The following is a 17,671-nucleotide window of genomic DNA, read 5'->3' on the forward strand; positions in this document are numbered from 1 at the left end:
TTTTCACCGGGGCTTTCTTGTTTTGATCGGATCGAATGTACCCAGGCGAAGTGAAGCGTCCGCTGCGTTCGCCGGGCAAGTGATCGTTGCGAGCCGGTCGGTATCTCCTCCAACTGGATCAGTATTCGGGCCGAATAGCGGTAGTCGGCGAAGCTACAGCCCACTCGCCCTTCGGATTTCGGGCTGGTAGGCGCTACGTCATTGCGGACAAGGAAGCCATCGTTCTCATCGGAACGCTGATGCTCAACCGCCGGTCCGCGCCCCGCCCCACCTACAACAGCCACCTCGATCTCCCGCCGCTCATCCCGGCGCGGTGTCCGATGGCGGATGTTCGGACTCGACGCGGCGGACCATATCGACGACGCCGGATAGGGGCCAGCCCCGGCTGATCGTGATCACTGTTTCGGCGAGTTCGGCACAGGTGTCGTCGACGGCTTTGCGGGCGCGGTCGCGTTGGGCGGTGATGGTCGCGAACAACAGGGCGGTGAGGGCGACCGAGCCGTTGAAGGCCTGCAAGGTGATCATTTGCCTGGTGAGGTCGAGTCCGGCGAACGCGGGCAGGTCGCGGTCGACGGCGAAGATGGCGACGATCGACGCGATGAGCGCGCACGGTATGGCTCCGGCCAGGTGGAAGCGCATGGCGGCCCAGATCAGGAACGGGAAGACCAAGAAGAGCAGATTCGCCGACACGGCCGTGGCCACTACCGCGACCAGGAATGTCCCGATCCCGAGGACCACGGCCTCGAGCACTCGCAACGGCGGGAGCACTTTCGGTATACGTGCGCGAGCAGCGACAAGGATGAGCGGCGCGATCAGCAGGACGCCCATCGCATCACCGGTCCACCACACCGACCAGGTCCCCCAGAAATTGGGCGCCACACCGGCCACCACCAGCGTCACGGCGCCGACCGTAGCGCTGATCAGCATCGCGGCGAGGGCACCGAGGAACACCAGTTCGAGTGCGTCCCGAACCGTGTCGAAATCGGTGCGGAAACGCACCCATTTGAGCAAGAGGTAGGCAACCACCGGGGCGACGGTATCCCCGGCGGCGATTATCAGGACGGCGGGCAGATTCGGCCCGATCAACGCATTGACCGCTAATGCGCCGAGCGTGATTCCCAGACAGGCACGCAGCCCCAGCAAGAACAGGCACGCCAGCGCAACCCCGGTCGGCGGCCATAGCGGCGTGACCTGTTCGCCGACCAGGGCCATTCGCAAACCTACTTCGGCAGCGACGAAGTACGCGACCGCCGCGACAATGATCCACAGCGCCGCAACAGCGTTACCGCGGAAACGGCCCACCGCGTCAGCTTAGAACCGATTTCCCGCGCATGATCAGCGAATATCGGCCACGGCCTGTCATCGCGATGTCAGACCAGGCGGGCGCGGAAAGGCCCGGGCAACCCCGGGCCTTTCTGTCGCGAACGGTCAGGACTTGCGGCCCCGCTTGTCCTTCATTTCGCGCATCGCCTTCTCGGCCTCGTCCTTGACCTTGTCGGCGGCGTGCTTGATGTCGTCCTCCGCACGCTGCTTCATATGCTGCTGTTGCTGCTTCATTTGCTGCGCCTCGCGACGTGCGGCCTGTTCGGCCTTATCAGCAGCCTCACCGAATTTATTGCTTCCAGACATCGAAACCTCCGTCTCGGTTCGCCGCGCCCGAGTTGAGCGCGCGCGTTCACGCGGCACATCGATAGCCTGAACTGCGGGCAGCGACCCTGGACAGCGGCGCTGCGCGTTCCATCGTGTCCATCGCGATTCGCCGATGTCAACATCTCGACGCCGATTCGGCGCCCGACCAGCGGATGAGCCGGGTTGTCGGCGGGCGGCACTAGGCTTTGGCGCACATGTCGAGTCGGGGTCAGGGGTGCAGGGTGACGGCGAGCGAGAGCACTGGACCGGATCGGGCCGTTGACGAGGCGGATCCCGAACTGCTCGACGATATCGCGGGGGATGTCTCGTTCGGGCTCGAGGAGATCAATGAGCTGCTCGGGGAATTGATCGAGATGCGGGGGGATCGGAAGCGGCGGGATGCGGAGATCGTGGGGTTCCGACTGGGGGTGAGCGGCGAGCCGCCGGAGACATTGGCGCGGATCGGAGCGCGCTACGACCTGTCACGGGATCGGATCCGGCAGTTGCACACCCGGGCGGTGTCGCAGATCCTGCGGGAAGCGCAGTTGAGTGGGCACCGGGCGGCGGGAGTGTTCGCGGCGCGGTATCCGGTGGGGACGCGCGATCAGCAGTTGGTGCGGGCGCTGCTGGTGGAGACGTATGCGACGGATACCGATCTGGCGGCCAACGAGCTGTCGTATCTGAAGCTGCGGTTGGCGGGACATGCGGGTGCGGATGCGAAGCGGATCGCCGGATTCGTCATGCAGCGGATCATGGCGTGGCAGAAGAAGACGAATCGACGATTGGCGAAGCTGCACAATGCGGAGCCAGTGGCGACCGGCGAGCTGAATTCCTGGCTGACACAGGTCGATTGGCCGGGCTCCGGAAAAGGCCCCGCTCCCCTGCCGATCGAATCGGCCCGCACCGTCGACGGGGATGACGAGGGGCGCGGACGGTTCTACCTGAGCAAGGTCGGGCGCGATATCGGGTTCGACTCCGCGCTGGAGGCCCGGCTGCTGCGGACGTTGAACGCGAGCGATCTGGTCGAGACCTTCCAGGAACAGCCGAGTGCGGTCAGCTATGAAATAGATGGCGCGGGACGGATTTTCCACCCCAGCATCGCGGTCCGGCTGGCCGATGGCCGAGTGGTGCTGATCGATGTCGAACCGCTGGGACATGTCGGCTTCCATGTCAATCGGATCAAGTCCGCGGCGGGCCGCGCGCACGCGCATGCCAATGGGTGGGGCTGGCTCGGGTGGACCGGCAGCCGGACCGGAATCCCAGATCTATTGCGGCACAAGGTGGATGCACAGTGCGAGAGCCGACTGTGGGAGCTCGTCGAGCGCGGACCGGTCTATTGGCCTGCCTTGCAGCAGCTGCGCGGCGAGATCGAATTCGAGCTGCTCGACCTCATCTCGCTGGTGCTGCGCAACGAATGGCGTTGGGACCGTGCGCCGTTCCGTTTGACCAATGGTCACTGATACTCCGCTGCGGACGGCCCGCCTCGCCTCAGCGCACGAACATCGCCCCGGCCAGAAATGTGACGATCAGCATCATCGCGCAGTAGGTGATGAGCTGCCAGTGGCCGATCGTCTTCTCCAAGCTGGCGATATTGGCGCGCAGCGAGGTATCGATGCGGTGATGGTCGTCGAGCTTGCGCTTGACCTCGGCCAGTGAATCCGCGCGTTCCTGTGCGGAGTCCTCGGCGCGTTCCAGGCGGGTGGTGAGCTTCATGATCTGCTTCTGCTTGTCCCGCACGGATTTTCGGGACAGCGCCAGGGTGGTGCGTTGGTTCACCAGTTCCTGGCGCTGGCGGGCGATGACGCTGGCCTGCGTCCTGGTGTGGCGTTCCCAGTCGGTCACGGTGGCCCATCCTCCTGTCATCACATCGCGGTAGCCCCACGCGATCTCGCCGCGCACCCAGCCGTACAGGAAATCGCGCAGCTCATAAGGTTCGCGGCGCGGCACGACGACTGCGCTGTTCGAGGCATCCAACATCCCCGATTCGATCCGGTAGTCGCAGGCGGGTGGAGCGAAGTCCGCGATGCCGAGCGCGGGCAGATGCGTGACCCAGTAACCGGACGGGCACAGCCAGAGCACACCCTCGCAGCCGGAGGAGCGCAGCCGAGCCGTGTGGTGCTGGGCCGATTCCCGATCCAGCGGTCCGGTGCGGACCTCGATGGCGAACTGCCGTGTACCGCTGCGCCACAGCACGTCCACCGGTATATCGCCGACACGGCGGTCCACCTCGGCGGCATCCGCACCGTATGCGGCGAGTCTGCCGCAGAGCCAATATTTCAGCCGCTGGATATCCCATTGCGCAGCGGCACATTCCGGACACGTGCAGCCGTATCCCACGCTCCGCGCCGATCCACTGACCGCGGGTGCTCCACCGTCGGTCCGGGTGTCCGTGACGCGACTGTCCGCCAATCCCAATTCGGCGAGCAGCGCCCGACGCCCGCACGCCCGCTCGACGCGCTGCTTCGTTCTCACGCGACCACACCCCTGCCCAAAACCACCGCAGATCAGGCGACCTACGCCATAGATCAAGAGTGCGCCAGCTTTGGCGCGCCCGCTAGCCCCCTATACCCCGCGCTCGGGTGCGCCACAACCCCGAAATGGCCCTCGACCAGCAGATGTGCGCTGTCTCACAAGCGATTTCGGTGCGACACACGAGAGCATTGCCACAGTAATTTCGATCGATTGATACTTGCCACCATTCCTCGGACACGGCGGGACACCCGGCGAAAACGGACCAGTGCCCGCGGAACGGAGGGACGAAAGCCGCTGCGCAATCGGACGAATGCCCCATCGCGCGGACGCCGCCGGTACTCGAGCCACGTGCCTACCGATCGACGGATAGAATCGGCGCGCCACGAGCTGAGTTCGGGGCGATACCTGCGGCGTGAGCGACGGGGCCGGGAGGCGGTAGCTTGCGTTGACCACGGAGGACCCGGGAGCGCCGCAATAGATGGGGAAGAAGGTATGGGATGGACCACGACGAGCAGAGCGGCGAAGCGATCGGCGCTATCTTGTCGAGTCTCGCAACGACACTACGTGAGGTGAGCAATAAGCTCGATGCGGTCGCCGCCCACGTGGACGATGACCGCAACCTGGCCGGTCGCCTGGCCAAGTTGGAGGCGTGGGCGTTCCGTACGGCGGAGGATGTTTCCAAGATCGGGTCGCGATTGGAGCAGGTCGAGACCGGGGCGGACGAACCGGGTAGCCCGACGCCGAGCAGCCGTCCCGAGCCGGTGCCCGCGAAGCGTGAACGGCGCGAGCCGATTCCGTCGCGCCGGGATCGCCTCGGACATGTCAATGGGCACGCCGACCACTTCGAAGCCGTCACCACACGGAACGAGACCGCAACCGGGTCCGACTCGGTGACCGGGCGCAACGAACGCCTGGACGCCGCGACCACACACATCGAACGCCTCGACACCACAACCGGCGGCAGTCCGCGCCTCAGCACCGGGACCACGAGCAATGATGCCGCGACCGGAAACAACGAGCGCCTGGACGTCGTGACCGGCCGCAACGAACGCCTCGCCGCGCCCGACGAAGCCGCCTCCCGCCCTGCACGGACCGAATTCACCGCGCCGATAGCCCGTAACGAACGCCTCGAACCCTTCGGTCCCGCAACACCGAACGAGCCCGTCCCCCTCCCCGCGCGGACGCCACAGCCCGTGCCGCCCGCCGTCCCCCCGAGCTACCGCAGCGAACCCCACGCCGGACCCACGACCCGCGGCGAATGGCTCGACTCGGCCACACCGGCCAACCTCACCGAATCGGCCACGCCCGGCTACACCAACCGCCTCGAGCCTCCGACCGCCAGCGACCGGCTCGACTACGGCTCGATCGGCTCGAGCAACGGCCGCCTCGAACCGCTCACCTCCCCGCCCCGCAACGGCTACGAATCCCCCACTCCCCGGCTCGATTCCGGCATGACCGCGCCCCGCGCCGAGGACAGCGGTGCAATCACCGCGGGCGCCCACCATGCCAGCACCAGCGAGGACACCTCCCACGTCGACAAACTGCAAGCCATGCTCGATGAACTCAAGCGCAATCCGAACGGCCCCTTCGGCCGCCCCGAACCAACCACCACCTCCGGCAACGAACTCCCCGGCGTGGACCCGACTTTCGCCGTCCGCACCGAGGGCTGAGCGCCTCCACGTCTCCGCACCTCTCGCACACCCGCACGGCACCCGTAGCGGCTCTACGCCGATATAGCAGGGTGCGGGCAGGAGAAACGGCCCAACGCCCCCTAGAGAGACGGCTGTAGCGCCGTGAGCGTGGTCCGGATCAACTCGCGCAGCCACCGATGGCCGTTGTCGGCGGTATTGCGCGGATGCCAAGCCATTGCGATTGCGACTTCGGGCAGTGGGAGGGGAATTTCGAAGGCGGATAAGCCCAATGCGGTGCGGGTCGTCGCGGTGAGGGCCGCGGGGACCGGGCAGATGAGGTCGCCGGAGCGGACCGCCAGCAGTGCGGCGGTCAGGTTGGGAACGGTGGCCACCACGCGGCGGGTGCGGCCGTGCAGGGCCAAGCGGTCATCGATGGGGCCGCGGGCGCGGCCGCGGCGCGAGATGCCGAGGTGGGCGGCCGCGGCGAAACGCGCCACCGTGACGCGGTCGGTGATCAGCGGGTGGTCCGGTGCGGCTACGCCGATCACCCGGTCGCGCAGCACGCGCTGCACGGTGGTCTCCGGATCGGTGTGGTCGATAACGCCGACCTCGATATCGACGCGGCCGTCGCGGAGTGCGGCGGTGCCTTCCGAACTGTCCGAGAGCAAGTGCAGCGTCACACCGGGCGCCTGTGCACGGACGGCCGCCAGCAGCGGCGCTGTCAGCTCGTCGATCACCATATCGTCGGCCTGCACCGCGAAACCGCGCTTCAGCGTGGTCGGGTCGAGCGCGCCGCGCGGGGTGAGCAGCGTCCGGCTCTGTTCGACCAGAACACTCACCTCATAACGCAATTCGAGCGCGCGCGGCGTGGGTACCAGTGTGCGGCCGGCGCGCACCAGCAGCGGATCGCCGAGCACGCGACGCAGCCGGGCCAGCGTCCGGCTCATCGCGGGCGCCGAGGTGTGCAGCCGCTCGGCGGCCTGCGTGACGCTATTGGTCTCCAGCAGCGCATCCAGAGCAACCAGCAGATTCATATCGACCGCGTCCACTCCTGGATTATCCAGAATGAAATGACTGATAACCAACATTGCGTCGGTGATAATCCGGCGCGGATCCTGCCATTGACGAAGACGGCACCCGCGCTGCCCGGTCCTCGAACTCTCCTTCGGCAGAACAACACGTCCGGTCCATACGCGCGGTGCTCAATGCGAGCGGTCACACTCTGAACCGGCTCAACCGCGAAACGCACACTCGCACTGAGCAAATCAATGGGCGGTCACAAACCGAGATTCGGCCCCACGCCCCAGCCGCTGTCCACCGGCCATACCTGCACCGGTTAGCACACGAGACCAAGAGCCATGAGACCACCATCGTCGCCCATGCGGTCATGGGCGACAGCAATATCGCATCTGAACACGCACCGCCCCCACTGCGATCCGACACCGCGACCGGACTGCCGCACATCACCGTCGGGGAAGATCCGCGCGGTTCCAGCGCATTACTGGCAATCGACCTCGGCAGCCGGTGCGGAAGAATCTCGGGCGCCACACAGCACTCCGACACTGGGCTGCCGCCACTCACGATGAATGGGGGCGCCCATGAACGGAACGCTCCGATTCGTGAGCAACCCCACCGTCAGCGTGATCGATGCCGAAATGCGTGAGAGCGACCGGTTCTACACCTTCACAACCTCACGGCGTGCGCTGCTCCGCGGAAACCTGCGGCGTCGCATCCGGCGCCGTAATCACCACCGGACCCTTCGGTCGATCCGCGAGCCCGCGGTACGAGGACGGCCGGATCGTGCGGAACCATTGCGCCGCACGGGTTCTGCGCGGCAGGCGGAACTTCAGGTCGGCGAGCATCTCGTCGAGATTGTGAATGGAGAACGGGGTGATGGCGGTACCGTGCGCATGGTGGCCACCGGTGCGTTCGGCCATCCAGCGCAGCCGCTCGTCGACCTGCCCGGCCATTTCCTGGTGGGGCGGCAGCGCCAGACGCCCCTGCAGCAGAGCGGCGGTCCAATGCGCGCCGACCTCGGCGCTCAGCGCGCTGACAACCGAGGAGTTGTAGCCGACGAAGCTCAGATTGGGGACGCCGATGGGCAGGATCTGCCGGTACAGCCGGAAATTGCCGTCGTCGTCGGTGAGCTGACGCTGCACATACGGGGTCAGGAACGGCACTCGCTGGTGGAATCCGGTGGCGCAGATGACGATGTCGGCCTGCACGGTCGTGCCATTGGACAGTTGCACGGCCGGGCCCTGCTGGTCGGCGAACATCTCGGTGATGGTGCTGTCCCGGTGCACCGTGATCAGCCCCATCCCGACCCTCTCGAAGAAATCCTCGGTGACCACGCTGATGGTGCTCTCGGCAATTTCCTCGAAGCGGCCCTCCGGCACCAGACCGAGCTCGCGCAGATGCGACTTCTTGGTGGCGAGTTCCTGGATCACGTCGAAGTTGCTGTCGCGGAAGGTGTACCCGCGGCCGTGCAGGAACCGCTCGATCCGATTGAGCTGCTGATAGCGGAAATGCGCCTCGCCGAACCGGGTCAGCATCATGCGCTCGTATGTCAGCCCACGGGCCAGCTTGCGCGGCATCTTCCACATCAGCCTGCGGGCGACCACATTCGTCGAGGCCGCGACATGGCTGATGGCCTCGGCGATATCGCAGGCCGACTTGCCATAGCCGACCACCACGACCGATTTGCCCCGCGCCCACTCGACATCGAGGAACTCCGAGGCGTGGCCGATCTGCCCGCCCGCCTGCCGGAACCGGTCGGCTCCGGAAAAGTCGGGCACCGCGGGCTCATTGAACACACCGTTGGCGATGACCAGATGATCGCAGGAGGTGCGGTGGACGCCGACGTGGTCGCGGATCTCCAGCAGCCAGCCGCTGTCCACCGGGTCGGCGGCGACCACTTCGGTGCCCAGGCGCAGGCTCTCGCCGAAGCCGTGATGGCGCACATACCCGTCGAGGTATTCCTGCATCTGCTGCCCGTCGGGCACCCGCGGATAGTCATCGGGCATCGGAAAGTCGGAGAAGTGATAGGTGTGTTTGCTGTTCTGTGCGCGCAGGCCGGGATACCGGCGCGTCGCACTCCACACTCCACCGACGTCCGGGGTCCGGTCGAATACCTCGACCGGAAAACCCTCCTGGCGCAACACCTTCGCGCAGGCGAGGCCTGCGATGCCCGCACCTACGATCGCGATGCGGTTCCCGCTCGTCATGGCACGGAGATTACGTCGCTCACGCGAATGCGGCAAAGCCTCGGTGCGATTTCACGAACCTTAACGGGGGGTGACTAGAATCCTGGCCTTGCCCCGCGGGACGGTGGTGATATTGCGCACCTTCCCGCGTTCGGGCTTCGCCCCCGCCGGCGCGTCCAGGCGGTACCGGGACAGGATCTCGCGTAGCACCGTGGTGCCCTCCATCAGCGAGAATCCCGCACCGATGCAGCGGCGCACCCCGCCGCCGAAGGGCAGCCAGGTATTCGGCTCGACCTCCCCGTCGAGGAAACGGGACGGGCGGAAGGTCCAGGTGTCCGGGTAATTCTGCGGGCTGCGGTGCGCCAGCAGTATCGAGCAGGCGACCACGGTGCCCGCGGGCAGATCCCAGCCGCCGATGGTCATATCCCTGGTGAGTTTGCGGACCGCGCCCGGTATGACCGTACGCATCCGCATCGCCTCCTTCATGACGGCCTCGAGTGACTTGTCGTCCTCGGCGCGGACCGCTTGGTGGGCCTCGCGCTGTACCTCCGGATCGACGGCGAGTTCGTACAGTGCCCAGGACAGCGCGGCGGCCGTGGTCTCGTGACCGGCGAGCAGCAGGGTGATGAGTTGGTCGCGCAGTTCGGCATCGGTCAGCGGTGGTTCGTCGTCGAAATCTCCGCCCGCCTGCAGCAGCCGCGATAGGACATCTGTGCGTTCGGCGAGGTCGGGCGCGGTGCGCCGGGCCGCGATCTCGGCGTAGAGCAGGTCATCGATGGCGGCCATATTGCCGTGGAAGGACTGCCACGGCGGGTACTTCTGCAGCGCGGGCTTCATCAGCCCGATGTACTGCAGCGGGCCGATGGTGACGATGCGGCCCAGGCGCGGTGCGAGCGCGGCGCGCGTGCGCTCGTCGGTGACACCGAAGACCACGCGCATGATTACCTCGAGGGTGAGCGCGTTCATCCGGTCGAGGGTGATCACCGTCGAACCGGGCCGCCAGCGGTCGACCTCCGCGGCCGCGATTTCCGCGACCAGATCGCGGTAACCGCGCAGTGCCGCGCCATTGAATGCGGGCATGAGCAATCGGCGGGCCCTGGCGTGTTCGCCCTCATCGGTCGTCAGCACCGAATGTTGGCCCATGATGGGACCGAGGATCTGGTTGCCCTCGCCCGCGTGCAGATCGCGCGGGTCGCCCGCAAAGATCTCCTTGATGTGCTCGGGGCGGGTGAATACGACGAGATTGTCCGCGAACGGCGGTACTTGCACCGAGAAGACGTCACCGTAGCGCTGCCGCAGCGGTGGCAGCATCTGCGCACGGTTGCGGATGTAGAGCAAGCCCTGCAGCAGCGCCGGGATCGGTGGGCCGGGTGGATAGGCCACAGTCTTCGTCTCCTCCGCATCCGGCGCCGGACGCATCGTTACGCCCGGTTCTATGCACTGTTCCATAGTTTCCGGGCGCGACGGAAGAGCCTCGGGCACAACGCCGGATCAGCGCAGGGCGGGCGCACCCGCCAATTCGACGGGAAGATCGTGCAGACCGCGGATGAGTATGCTCTCCCGCCAGCGCAATTCCCCGCCGTCGGCGGCCAGTCGCAGGTCCGGACACCGCTCGACCAGCCGCGTGATGGCGACACGCGCCTCCAGCCGAGCCAGGCCGGCGCCGAGGCAGTAGTGGATGCCGTGACCGAAGGCCAGGTGGCCGGAGGCGGGCCGCCGCGGATCGAAGTCGGCGGCGGCGTTGAAGCGCCGTTCGTCGTGGTTGGCCGAACCAAGAGCGACGAGTACCAGTTCATCGGCGGGAATTTCGATATCGCCGAGGGTGATCGGGGCGGTCGTGTAGCGCAGGGTCGCGACGTTCACCGGGCCGTCGTAGCGCAACATCTCCTCGATCAACGCGGGCACGTCCTCCGGATTGCCGTGCAGCGCTCGGTAGCGCACCGGATCCGAGAGCAGGGTGAGCACGGTATTGCCGATCAGGTTCACGGTGGTCTCATGGCCGGCGACCAGGATGAGGAACACCATCGAGGTCAGTTCGTCGTCGGTGAGGCGATCATCATCGGCTTTGGCGGCGATCAGGTCCGAGACCAGATCCTCGCCCAAACCCTCGGCGCGGCGTCGCGCGATCAACCGCTCGAAGTAATCGGCGATGGCTGCGGTTGCCTGCCGCATCTCCTCCTCCGTGGCGGTCGATGGTTCGACGATGATCCGCGACCATTCCCGGAACTCCGCGCGATCGGCCACCGGCACCCCGAGCAGTTCACAGATGACGGTAATGGGCAGCGGAAATGCATACTCCGACAACAGATCCACGCGACCGCCGTCCGCCGCCATCCGGTCGAGCAATTCGTCGGCGATCGCGAGTACGCGCGGGGCGAGCGCTTCGATCCGAGCCGGTGCGAATGCGGGCGTGACCAGTCGGCGCAGCCGCGCGTGTTCGGGCGGATCGGTATTCAGCAGGTGGTAGCTGAGGCGGGCATTCACCGCGCCGACACCGGTGTCACCGGTGGGCAGGCCCCTGGCCCTGCGGCTCGCCTCGGTGTGCGGGTCCTTGCGGATGCTCGGATGGCGCAACGCCTCGCGCGCGGCATCCAGATCCACCACCAGCCAGGCGCGAACGCCGCTGCTCAGCTCGATGGCGTGTACAGGGCCTTCGGCGCGAAGCTCCGCGTAGAAGGCATACGGTGTACGAAAGAAGTCCTGCGGCAGCTGTCTCATTCGATCGACCTTTTCCGGTTCGCGAGTTGTCTTGCGCCCCTTCGATAGTGGCACGCGATACCGACCTCGACCACCCGCGCCATCGATCGCGGCCGTATCTGGCCAAAGGATGACCGCCGTCCGTCTGTCGCGCGCGCCGCGTCCGACGAAAGGATGACCGTGGACCACTTCGCTCGGCACGACCGCGGCCGGGCCGATAGTCTCCGCAAATGGGACCGATTTCTCCTATCCTGCGCGGCGCCCGGATCGCGAATTCGTTGGCATTCGGGTTGCAGGGCTTTTTCTTCGCCGTCGTACTCACCGAACTGCCCCAGCAGAAGGATCGCTTCGGACTCTCCGACGGTCTGATCGCCGGTTCGGTGGTCCTGGTGTCGATCCTGGCCGGCGTGGGCAGCGTGGCGGCCGAGCAGGTGGCCACGCGCTGGTCCAGCCGGGTCACGGTGCGGATCGGGCTGTTCGGGATCACGGTCACCGGATGCGCGATCGCGATGGCGCCGAATACGCCCGTCCTGCTGATCACGCTTGGGCTGTACGGGGTCGCGGTCGGTATCGTCGACGCGAGCACCAATATGCAGGGTGTGTTCATCCAGCACGGGTACGGGACGTTCATCCTGTCCTCGTTCTACGCGGTGTGGAGCGCCGGATCGATCATCGGCGCGCTGTTCGTCTCCACCTGCGAGGCCCTGGATGTCACACTGCGCGAATCGCTGCTGACGGCGGCGGGGCTGGTCCTCGTGGTCGGACTGGTCATCGGTCCGCGCCTGCTCAGCGCGCAGGAGGCGGAGGCCGGTCCCGCGGAGATAGCCGAGAGCGAATCCGCAGCATCCGGAATGGTTCCGCTGCGCAAATACCTCGCCTTCGGCATCGCGGCCTCGCTCGTCTTCGCGATCGACCTCACCGTCAGCAACTGGTCGGCGTTGTATCTCAAGGAAGATCTGCTGGCCAGTTCGTCCACCGCGGCGCTGGCGCTGGCCGTCTATCAGTGCGCATCACTGACCGCGCGGCTATCCGGAGACCTGTGGGTGCGGCGGCTCGGCGGACGCCGGGTGGTGCGCGTCGCGGGCGCGATCGGTGTGCTCGGGCTCGCCATCGCGGTCGCCGCACCAGGGCCTGCGGTCGCGATCGCGGGGTTCCTGGTCGGCGGTTTCGGTACCGGCGTTGTCGCGCCACTGTGTTTCAGCGAGGCCGGACAGCTGACCAGCGGACGCCAGCTCGACGCACTCATCGCGCGACTGAACCTGTTCAACTATGCGGGCACACTCGTCGGCGGCGGGCTGGTCGGCGCGATTGCCGCCGGGTTCGGACATCGGATCGGATTCGTGATCCCGGTGCTGTTCATGGCGATCGTTATCGGACTCGCACGCGTATTCCATTCCCGTTCCGAACCGGATGAACTTTCCGCGTCGAACGAAGGCCATGCTGTACTGGACACATGAGCGAGCGGAGCGAGCGAGTCATATGCCAGCGCGCGTTGCGCATGCCGGAGCCGAGCGCCAGCGAGGCGTAGGCATGAGCAACATCCCAGTCATCGTCGACCGGGCCGGATTATGGGACGCCGAAGCCCTCAGCGACGTTGCGGCCGCGACCTTTCCGCTCGCATGCCCGCCGCACGCAACCCCGGAAGATATCGAGATCTTCATAACCGAGGTGCTCTCCGGTGAACGCTTCGGCGAGTACCTGACCGACCCCACCCGCATCGTGCTCAAGGCGGTCACGAACGGCGATATCGTCGGCTACGCGATGTTGCACTACGGCGATCCGGCCGACCCCGAGGTTGCCAAGGCGGTCGACCTGCGGCCGGTCGTCGAGATCAGCAAAATGTACGTGCTGCCGGGCCACCACGGGGCCGGGGTGTCGAAGGCGCTGATGAATGCCGCGCTCGAGCGCGGGCGCGCAGACGGTGCGGCAGGGGTGTGGCTGGGCGTGAACCAGGAAAACGTGCGCGCCCAGCGGTTCTACCGCAAGCACGGGTTCGAGCGGGTCGGCACCAAAACCTTCCTGGTCGGCAGTCAGTTGCATCACGACTTCGTCATGCGGCTGGTTTTCTGAGCCGAATCAGTCCAGGAATTCGATCAGCGCGGCATGGAAGGCCGGATCCACCACGGCCATCAGATGGTCACCGGGGACCACCCGCAACGTGCCGTCGGGTAGCGCGGCGGCGAGCCGCTCCGGCTCGGCCGCGAACGGGTCCTTATCCCCCGCCAGCACCAAGCTCGGCATCGTGATGTCGGCCAGGGATTTGATCGGCTCCTCGTCCAGTCCGGTCGCAACCGCCTCGATGGCGTCGCGATCGGCGCGCACCGCATCGGCGAGAATCCGGAACATCATCGCGATCGGCGGCGCGCCCGCACCAGCACCACGCATGGCAGTGCGCAGGTCGTCGATATCGATGACGCGCCGATCGACGCCGCCGCAGTCCAGCACCCCGGAGCCGATGCCACCGACCGCCAGTTTCGCCACCCGTCGGTCCGCGCCCGCTACCAGCAGTGAAATGATCGCGCCCATCGAATAACCCACCTGCACAACGCGATCGAAGCCGAGTTCGTCGTAGAGCGCACTGACATCGCGCGCCATCCCCGTCCACGTGTAGCGGGCCGCATCGTGCGGTTTCTCGGAACGGCCGTGCCCGCGCGCGTCCAGGGAGACCACGGTGCGCCCGACAGCCTGTAGCGCGCCGACCACGCCGGTGCCCATCCAGTTGGCATTCGTATCGGCGACCACCCCGTGCTGCAAAACGACCGGAATGCCTTCGCCCTCCCAAACGCGGTAGTTGAGCTCCAGTCCGTCCCAGGTCGTGAACTTCGTCATGTCGGGATCGTAGTGGTACCGATACGAAGGGTTGACACGTTCTATCTGTTCAGTCTTTACTGAACAGATCAGTTCTTGCGGAACATGCAGGACCTGGAACCCTCTCGAAGGAGTCTCAATGACCACCGCCGCGATCCGCACCGAGGGCCTGACCAAGCACTACGGCAGGCATATCGCACTCACCGACCTGAACCTGGAGGTCGGCCAGGGCGAGGTGTTCGGGTTCCTCGGCCCCAACGTTGCGGGCAAGTCCACGACCATCCGCATCCTGCTCGATCTGATCCGGCCGACCGCGGGACGTGTGGAGGTATTCGGCGTCGAGCCACGGGTCGGCGGTGCGGAACTACGCAAGCGCATCGGCTACCTGCCGGGCGAACTCGAGATCGAGGGCCAGCGCGGGGCTCGGCTTGCTAGCACTGGTCGTCGGCACGATCACGCTGCTGGTCGGCGCGGCCACCGGAAAGCGTTCGGTGACACTGGGTTCGGCGTCGCTGGTCGCGGTGGCGGGCTATCTCGCCAACAATCTCGGCGGTGACTTCGTTCGCAAGCTGTCGCCCTTCTACTGGGCCAATGGCGGCACACCGCTGGTGACCGGCTGGAACGGCATCCATTTGGTAGTGCTGGTGATCGTGGCCGCCGTGGCCCTGGTGCTGGCGCTGGGCGCCTTCGATCGCCGCGATCTGGCGGTCTGACCGACCCGAACGGGGCGGACCGACACGGTCCGCCCCGTTTACCGCTATCCGCGTCTTGGAAGGGATACTTCTCCGATGAGCACCACCGACAACGCGCAGACCACCGCGCCGACCGCGCAACAGTTGGCATTCGTGGAGGATCTCGCGCTCGTCCTCGAGCGGATGGGCCTGGTCCGGATGGTGGGTCGGGCCGCGGGGTGGTTGCTGGTCAGCAATCCGCCGGAGCAGACCTTCGGCCAGATCGCCGAGGCACTGCAGGCGTCCAAGGGTTCCATCTCCTCCGCATTGAAGACGCTGGTCACCATGCGCTGGGTGGACAAGATCTCCAAGCCGGGCGACCGCAAGGACTACTACGCGATCCGGCCCGGGGTGCTGCCGGAGCTGACCCGCCAGCAGAGCGGGATGTACACCGATCTCACCAATATGACCGCACGCGGGCTCGCACTTTTCGACGACCCGGATGGTGCCGACGCCGCACGAGTTCGGGATATGCACGAGTTCTTCGTGTGGATGGGCAAGGAGCTGCCCGCATTGATCGATCGGTGGTACGCGGACCGTCCGTCCTGAGCCGTCGGGCACGATCGGCCGGGCCCGAAATCGGCTGCGTGACAGGCCGGAATCAGGCGAGCAGCTTCGCCCGCAACGCAGCAACCTCATCGGTCGTGAGTTTCAGACCGTCGCGGACGTAGTTGTCGAAACTCCCGTAGGTCCGGTTCGCCTGGTCGAAGGCGGCGTCCAGCCACGCGGCCGAGACACCGTTGAGCGGATCGTTCGGGCTGGCATTGCGGTACTGATTGGACAGCAGGTAATCCTCCGTCACGGTATCGCGGTCGACGCCCAGGATGGTCAGCAGGACCGCGGCGGTCCAGCCGGTGCGGTCCTTGCCTGCGGTGCAGTGGAACAGGACGGCACCATCGGTGTCGATGATGTCGCGCAGCACCGAGGCGAAGGCCTGATTCGCCCCGGGCGCGGTGATGAACGCCCGGTACAGGTCGTCGCCGCCGGTGAGCGTGGTGACCAGGGTCTGCGGCGGGGCCTGGCCGATGACATCGACCCAGTTGGCCGCCGCACCCGGTGGGAGGCGGTCCGCGGCGATAGTGCGCTCGTAAACGGTGCGCAGATCGTCGACGACCCGCACCTGGTGCTCGCTCAGCACGGCCAGATCGGCCGGAGTCGCATTATTGAGCTGACCGGTGCGGTAGACCAGCCCCGTGCGCACCCAGTGGCCGTCGGTGGTGCGGTAGCCGCCCGCATCGCGGCCGTTCTGCACGCCCTGCAGGTTCAGCGAACGATCGAAGGTGACCGCATCGGCGACACCGACCGGATCGGCCAGTGCAATGCCTGCCAGCGGCCCGAAGGCGACGGTGAGACCGGCGGCCAGTGCCACCGGGACTCGAAGGGTACGACGGACCATGACGGCGCTCCGATCATCGACTGCAGGACTATTCCCCCGAACCCCTCTGGGCCAGAGCGACTACGCCGCGACCTCGAAGCGCGACAGCGCCAGCAGACGCGAAATCGCACGCAGGTACTTCTTGCGATACCCGCCGTCGAGCATCTCCTTGGAGAAGATCTCATCGAGCTTCGCACCGGAAACGGTCACCGGAACGCTCGCGTCATAGAGTCGGTCGGCGAGCACGACGATGCGCAGCGCGACCGCCTGATCGGTCACCGGATGCACATTCGAGATGTACACCGACGACACCCCGGAGATCAGCGCACCGTACTTGGACGGGTGCAGCGTACTCAGGTGCTTCAGCAGCGCGTCGAACTCGTCGAGCGTGGAACCCGCTGTGGCAGAGGCCCGTTCGGTGAGCAGCTCGGGCGAGGTGGGCTCGGGCGCGGGCGGCAGATCGCGGTGCCGGTAGTCCGGACCGTCGACGCGTACGGCCTCGAAGATCGAGCCGAGCTTCTTGATCTCGCGCAGGAAGTCCTGGGCGGCAAAGCGCCCCTCACCCAGTTGGCCGGGCAGGGTGTTGGAGGTTGCGGCGATCGAGACACCGCGCGCGGACAGCTCGGTCAGCAGCCGCGAGACCAGCATGGTGTCGCCGGGATCGTCGAGTTCGAATTCGTCGATGCACAGCACGCTGTTCGCCGCGAGCCGCTCGAGGGCATTGTTGAAGCCAAGTGCGCCAACGAGGTTGGTGAGTTCACCGAAGGTGCCGAAGGACTTCGGCGCGGGGGCGCTGTGGAAGATGGAGGCGAGCAGGTGGGTCTTGCCGACGCCGAAGCCGCCGTCGAGGTAGAGCCCGGCACCGCTGATCTGCTTCTTCTTGCCGAACAGGCTCTTCTTATTGGCCGCCTGGTGGATCTTGGCGACCTGCCCGGCGAAATCCTCGGCCTTGCGGACCGCGGCTGCCTGGCTCGGCTCCTTCGGGTCCGGAATGTAGGAGGCAAAACTGACCTCGTCGAACATGGGCGGTGGCACCATCTGGGCGACCAACTGGTCCGCCGGAACCTCCGGATGGCGATCGACAAGGCGTTCTTGCATGGTCGAAGCCTAATGACGTGGTGTGAT

The 17,671-nt window shown here is 66.3% G+C and carries 17 protein-coding genes; 7 read left to right on the top strand and 10 right to left on the bottom strand.

Going from position 1 to position 17,671, the window contains the following annotated elements:
* Positions 1 to 300: 300 nt before the first annotated feature.
* The gene (locus tag ABZ293_RS07845; RefSeq protein ID WP_355178338.1) at positions 301 to 1,302 is read right to left on the bottom strand and encodes an MASE1 domain-containing protein; all 1,002 of its coding nucleotides are present in this window, start codon (positions 1,300 to 1,302) and stop codon (positions 301 to 303) included.
* Between the two features lie 126 nt (positions 1,303 to 1,428).
* Entirely contained in the window at positions 1,429 to 1,629 is a 201-nt protein-coding gene (locus ABZ293_RS07850) for a hypothetical protein (protein WP_354950610.1), read from the bottom strand.
* 242 nt (positions 1,630 to 1,871) lie between these two features.
* Between ABZ293_RS07850 and ABZ293_RS07855 the strand changes: the two genes are divergently transcribed.
* On the top strand, positions 1,872 to 3,089 hold the full coding sequence (locus ABZ293_RS07855) for a sigma factor-like helix-turn-helix DNA-binding protein (protein ID WP_355178340.1): 1,218 nt from the start codon (positions 1,872 to 1,874) through the stop codon (positions 3,087 to 3,089).
* 28 nt (positions 3,090 to 3,117) lie between these two features.
* On the opposite strand, the gene ABZ293_RS07860 is transcribed toward ABZ293_RS07855, so the two are convergent.
* Positions 3,118 to 4,101 (bottom strand): hypothetical protein, encoded by a 984-nt coding sequence (locus ABZ293_RS07860; RefSeq protein ID WP_355178342.1) that lies wholly within the window; start codon positions 4,099 to 4,101, stop codon positions 3,118 to 3,120.
* 569 nt (positions 4,102 to 4,670) lie between these two features.
* Between ABZ293_RS07860 and ABZ293_RS07865 the strand changes: the two genes are divergently transcribed.
* Positions 4,671 to 5,771: a hypothetical protein gene (locus tag ABZ293_RS07865; RefSeq protein ID WP_355178344.1), complete on the top strand. Its 1,101-nt coding sequence runs from the start codon at positions 4,671 to 4,673 to the stop codon at positions 5,769 to 5,771.
* Positions 5,772 to 5,872: 101 nt separating this feature from the next.
* Here ABZ293_RS07865 and ABZ293_RS07870 read toward each other — a convergent pair whose 3' ends face one another.
* The 4 genes from ABZ293_RS07870 to ABZ293_RS07885 all read right to left on the bottom strand — a co-directional run bounded on the left by ABZ293_RS07870 (position 5,873) and on the right by ABZ293_RS07885 (position 11,653).
* A complete protein-coding gene (locus ABZ293_RS07870) occupies positions 5,873 to 6,820 on the bottom strand; it encodes a LysR family transcriptional regulator (RefSeq protein ID WP_355178346.1) in 948 nt (315 codons plus the stop codon).
* Between the two features lie 603 nt (positions 6,821 to 7,423).
* Entirely contained in the window at positions 7,424 to 8,956 is a 1,533-nt protein-coding gene (locus ABZ293_RS07875; protein ID WP_355178348.1) for an NAD(P)/FAD-dependent oxidoreductase, read from the bottom strand.
* A 60-nt stretch (positions 8,957 to 9,016) separates the two neighbouring features.
* Entirely contained in the window at positions 9,017 to 10,354 is a 1,338-nt protein-coding gene (locus ABZ293_RS07880) for a cytochrome P450 (RefSeq protein WP_355178350.1), read from the bottom strand.
* A gap of 72 nt (positions 10,355 to 10,426) precedes the next feature.
* Positions 10,427 to 11,653 carry a cytochrome P450 gene (locus ABZ293_RS07885; RefSeq protein ID WP_355178352.1) on the bottom strand — a complete coding sequence of 409 codons (1,227 nt, stop codon included), beginning with the start codon at positions 11,651 to 11,653 and terminating at the stop codon, positions 10,427 to 10,429.
* 209 nt (positions 11,654 to 11,862) lie between these two features.
* On the opposite strand from ABZ293_RS07885, the gene ABZ293_RS07890 reads away from it, so the two are divergent.
* Entirely contained in the window at positions 11,863 to 13,089 is a 1,227-nt protein-coding gene (locus tag ABZ293_RS07890) for an MFS transporter (protein WP_355178354.1), read from the top strand.
* 82 nt (positions 13,090 to 13,171) lie between these two features.
* Entirely contained in the window at positions 13,172 to 13,702 is a 531-nt protein-coding gene (locus tag ABZ293_RS07895; protein ID WP_355178550.1) for a GNAT family N-acetyltransferase, read from the top strand.
* Between the two features lie 6 nt (positions 13,703 to 13,708).
* On the opposite strand, the gene ABZ293_RS07900 is transcribed toward ABZ293_RS07895, so the two are convergent.
* On the bottom strand, positions 13,709 to 14,461 hold the full coding sequence (locus ABZ293_RS07900; protein ID WP_355178356.1) for an alpha/beta hydrolase: 753 nt from the start codon (positions 14,459 to 14,461) through the stop codon (positions 13,709 to 13,711).
* A 118-nt stretch (positions 14,462 to 14,579) separates the two neighbouring features.
* Between ABZ293_RS07900 and ABZ293_RS07905 the strand changes: the two genes are divergently transcribed.
* The 3 genes from ABZ293_RS07905 (at position 14,580) to ABZ293_RS07915 (ending at position 15,720) form a co-directional block, all read left to right on the top strand.
* The gene (locus ABZ293_RS07905) at positions 14,580 to 14,996 is read left to right on the top strand and encodes an ATP-binding cassette domain-containing protein (RefSeq protein ID WP_355178358.1); all 417 of its coding nucleotides are present in this window, start codon (positions 14,580 to 14,582) and stop codon (positions 14,994 to 14,996) included.
* Positions 14,962 to 15,153, top strand: coding sequence for a hypothetical protein (locus tag ABZ293_RS07910; RefSeq protein ID WP_355178360.1), 192 nt, complete (start codon positions 14,962 to 14,964; stop codon positions 15,151 to 15,153). Before ABZ293_RS07905 ends, ABZ293_RS07910 begins: the two co-directional genes overlap by 35 nt.
* 75 nt (positions 15,154 to 15,228) lie before the next feature.
* Positions 15,229 to 15,720 carry a MarR family transcriptional regulator gene (locus ABZ293_RS07915; RefSeq protein ID WP_355178362.1) on the top strand — a complete coding sequence of 164 codons (492 nt, stop codon included), beginning with the start codon at positions 15,229 to 15,231 and terminating at the stop codon, positions 15,718 to 15,720.
* A 52-nt stretch (positions 15,721 to 15,772) separates the two neighbouring features.
* Here ABZ293_RS07915 and ABZ293_RS07920 read toward each other — a convergent pair whose 3' ends face one another.
* The gene (locus tag ABZ293_RS07920; protein WP_355178364.1) at positions 15,773 to 16,567 is read right to left on the bottom strand and encodes a tyrosine-protein phosphatase; all 795 of its coding nucleotides are present in this window, start codon (positions 16,565 to 16,567) and stop codon (positions 15,773 to 15,775) included.
* A gap of 60 nt (positions 16,568 to 16,627) precedes the next feature.
* The gene (gene zapE, locus ABZ293_RS07925) at positions 16,628 to 17,644 is read right to left on the bottom strand and encodes a cell division protein ZapE (RefSeq protein WP_355178366.1); all 1,017 of its coding nucleotides are present in this window, start codon (positions 17,642 to 17,644) and stop codon (positions 16,628 to 16,630) included.
* Positions 17,645 to 17,671: the final 27 nt, after the last annotated feature.

The sequence above is a fragment of the Nocardia sp. NPDC005998 genome, from assembly GCF_040614395.1.
Taxonomy (GTDB): domain Bacteria; phylum Actinomycetota; class Actinomycetes; order Mycobacteriales; family Mycobacteriaceae; genus Nocardia.

Excerpts from the sequence above, each read along its gene's own strand:
- ABZ293_RS07875 (WP_355178348.1), bottom strand. The coding sequence starts at position 8,956 with ATGACGAGCGGGAACCGCATCGCGATCGTAGGTGCGGGCATCGCAGGC.
- ABZ293_RS07850 (WP_354950610.1), bottom strand. The coding sequence starts at position 1,629 with ATGTCTGGAAGCAATAAATTCGGTGAGGCTGCTGATAAGGCCGAACAG.
- ABZ293_RS07870 (WP_355178346.1), bottom strand. The coding sequence starts at position 6,820 with ATGTTGGTTATCAGTCATTTCATTCTGGATAATCCAGGAGTGGACGCG.
- ABZ293_RS07920 (WP_355178364.1), bottom strand. The coding sequence starts at position 16,567 with ATGGTCCGTCGTACCCTTCGAGTCCCGGTGGCACTGGCCGCCGGTCTC.
- ABZ293_RS07880 (WP_355178350.1), bottom strand. The coding sequence starts at position 10,354 with ATGCGTCCGGCGCCGGATGCGGAGGAGACGAAGACTGTGGCCTATCCA.
- ABZ293_RS07905 (WP_355178358.1), top strand. The coding sequence starts at position 14,580 with ATGACCACCGCCGCGATCCGCACCGAGGGCCTGACCAAGCACTACGGC.
- ABZ293_RS07890 (WP_355178354.1), top strand. The coding sequence starts at position 11,863 with ATGGGACCGATTTCTCCTATCCTGCGCGGCGCCCGGATCGCGAATTCG.
- ABZ293_RS07900 (WP_355178356.1), bottom strand. The coding sequence starts at position 14,461 with ATGACGAAGTTCACGACCTGGGACGGACTGGAGCTCAACTACCGCGTT.
- ABZ293_RS07915 (WP_355178362.1), top strand. The coding sequence starts at position 15,229 with ATGAGCACCACCGACAACGCGCAGACCACCGCGCCGACCGCGCAACAG.
- zapE (WP_355178366.1), bottom strand. The coding sequence starts at position 17,644 with ATGCAAGAACGCCTTGTCGATCGCCATCCGGAGGTTCCGGCGGACCAG.
- ABZ293_RS07885 (WP_355178352.1), bottom strand. The coding sequence starts at position 11,653 with ATGAGACAGCTGCCGCAGGACTTCTTTCGTACACCGTATGCCTTCTAC.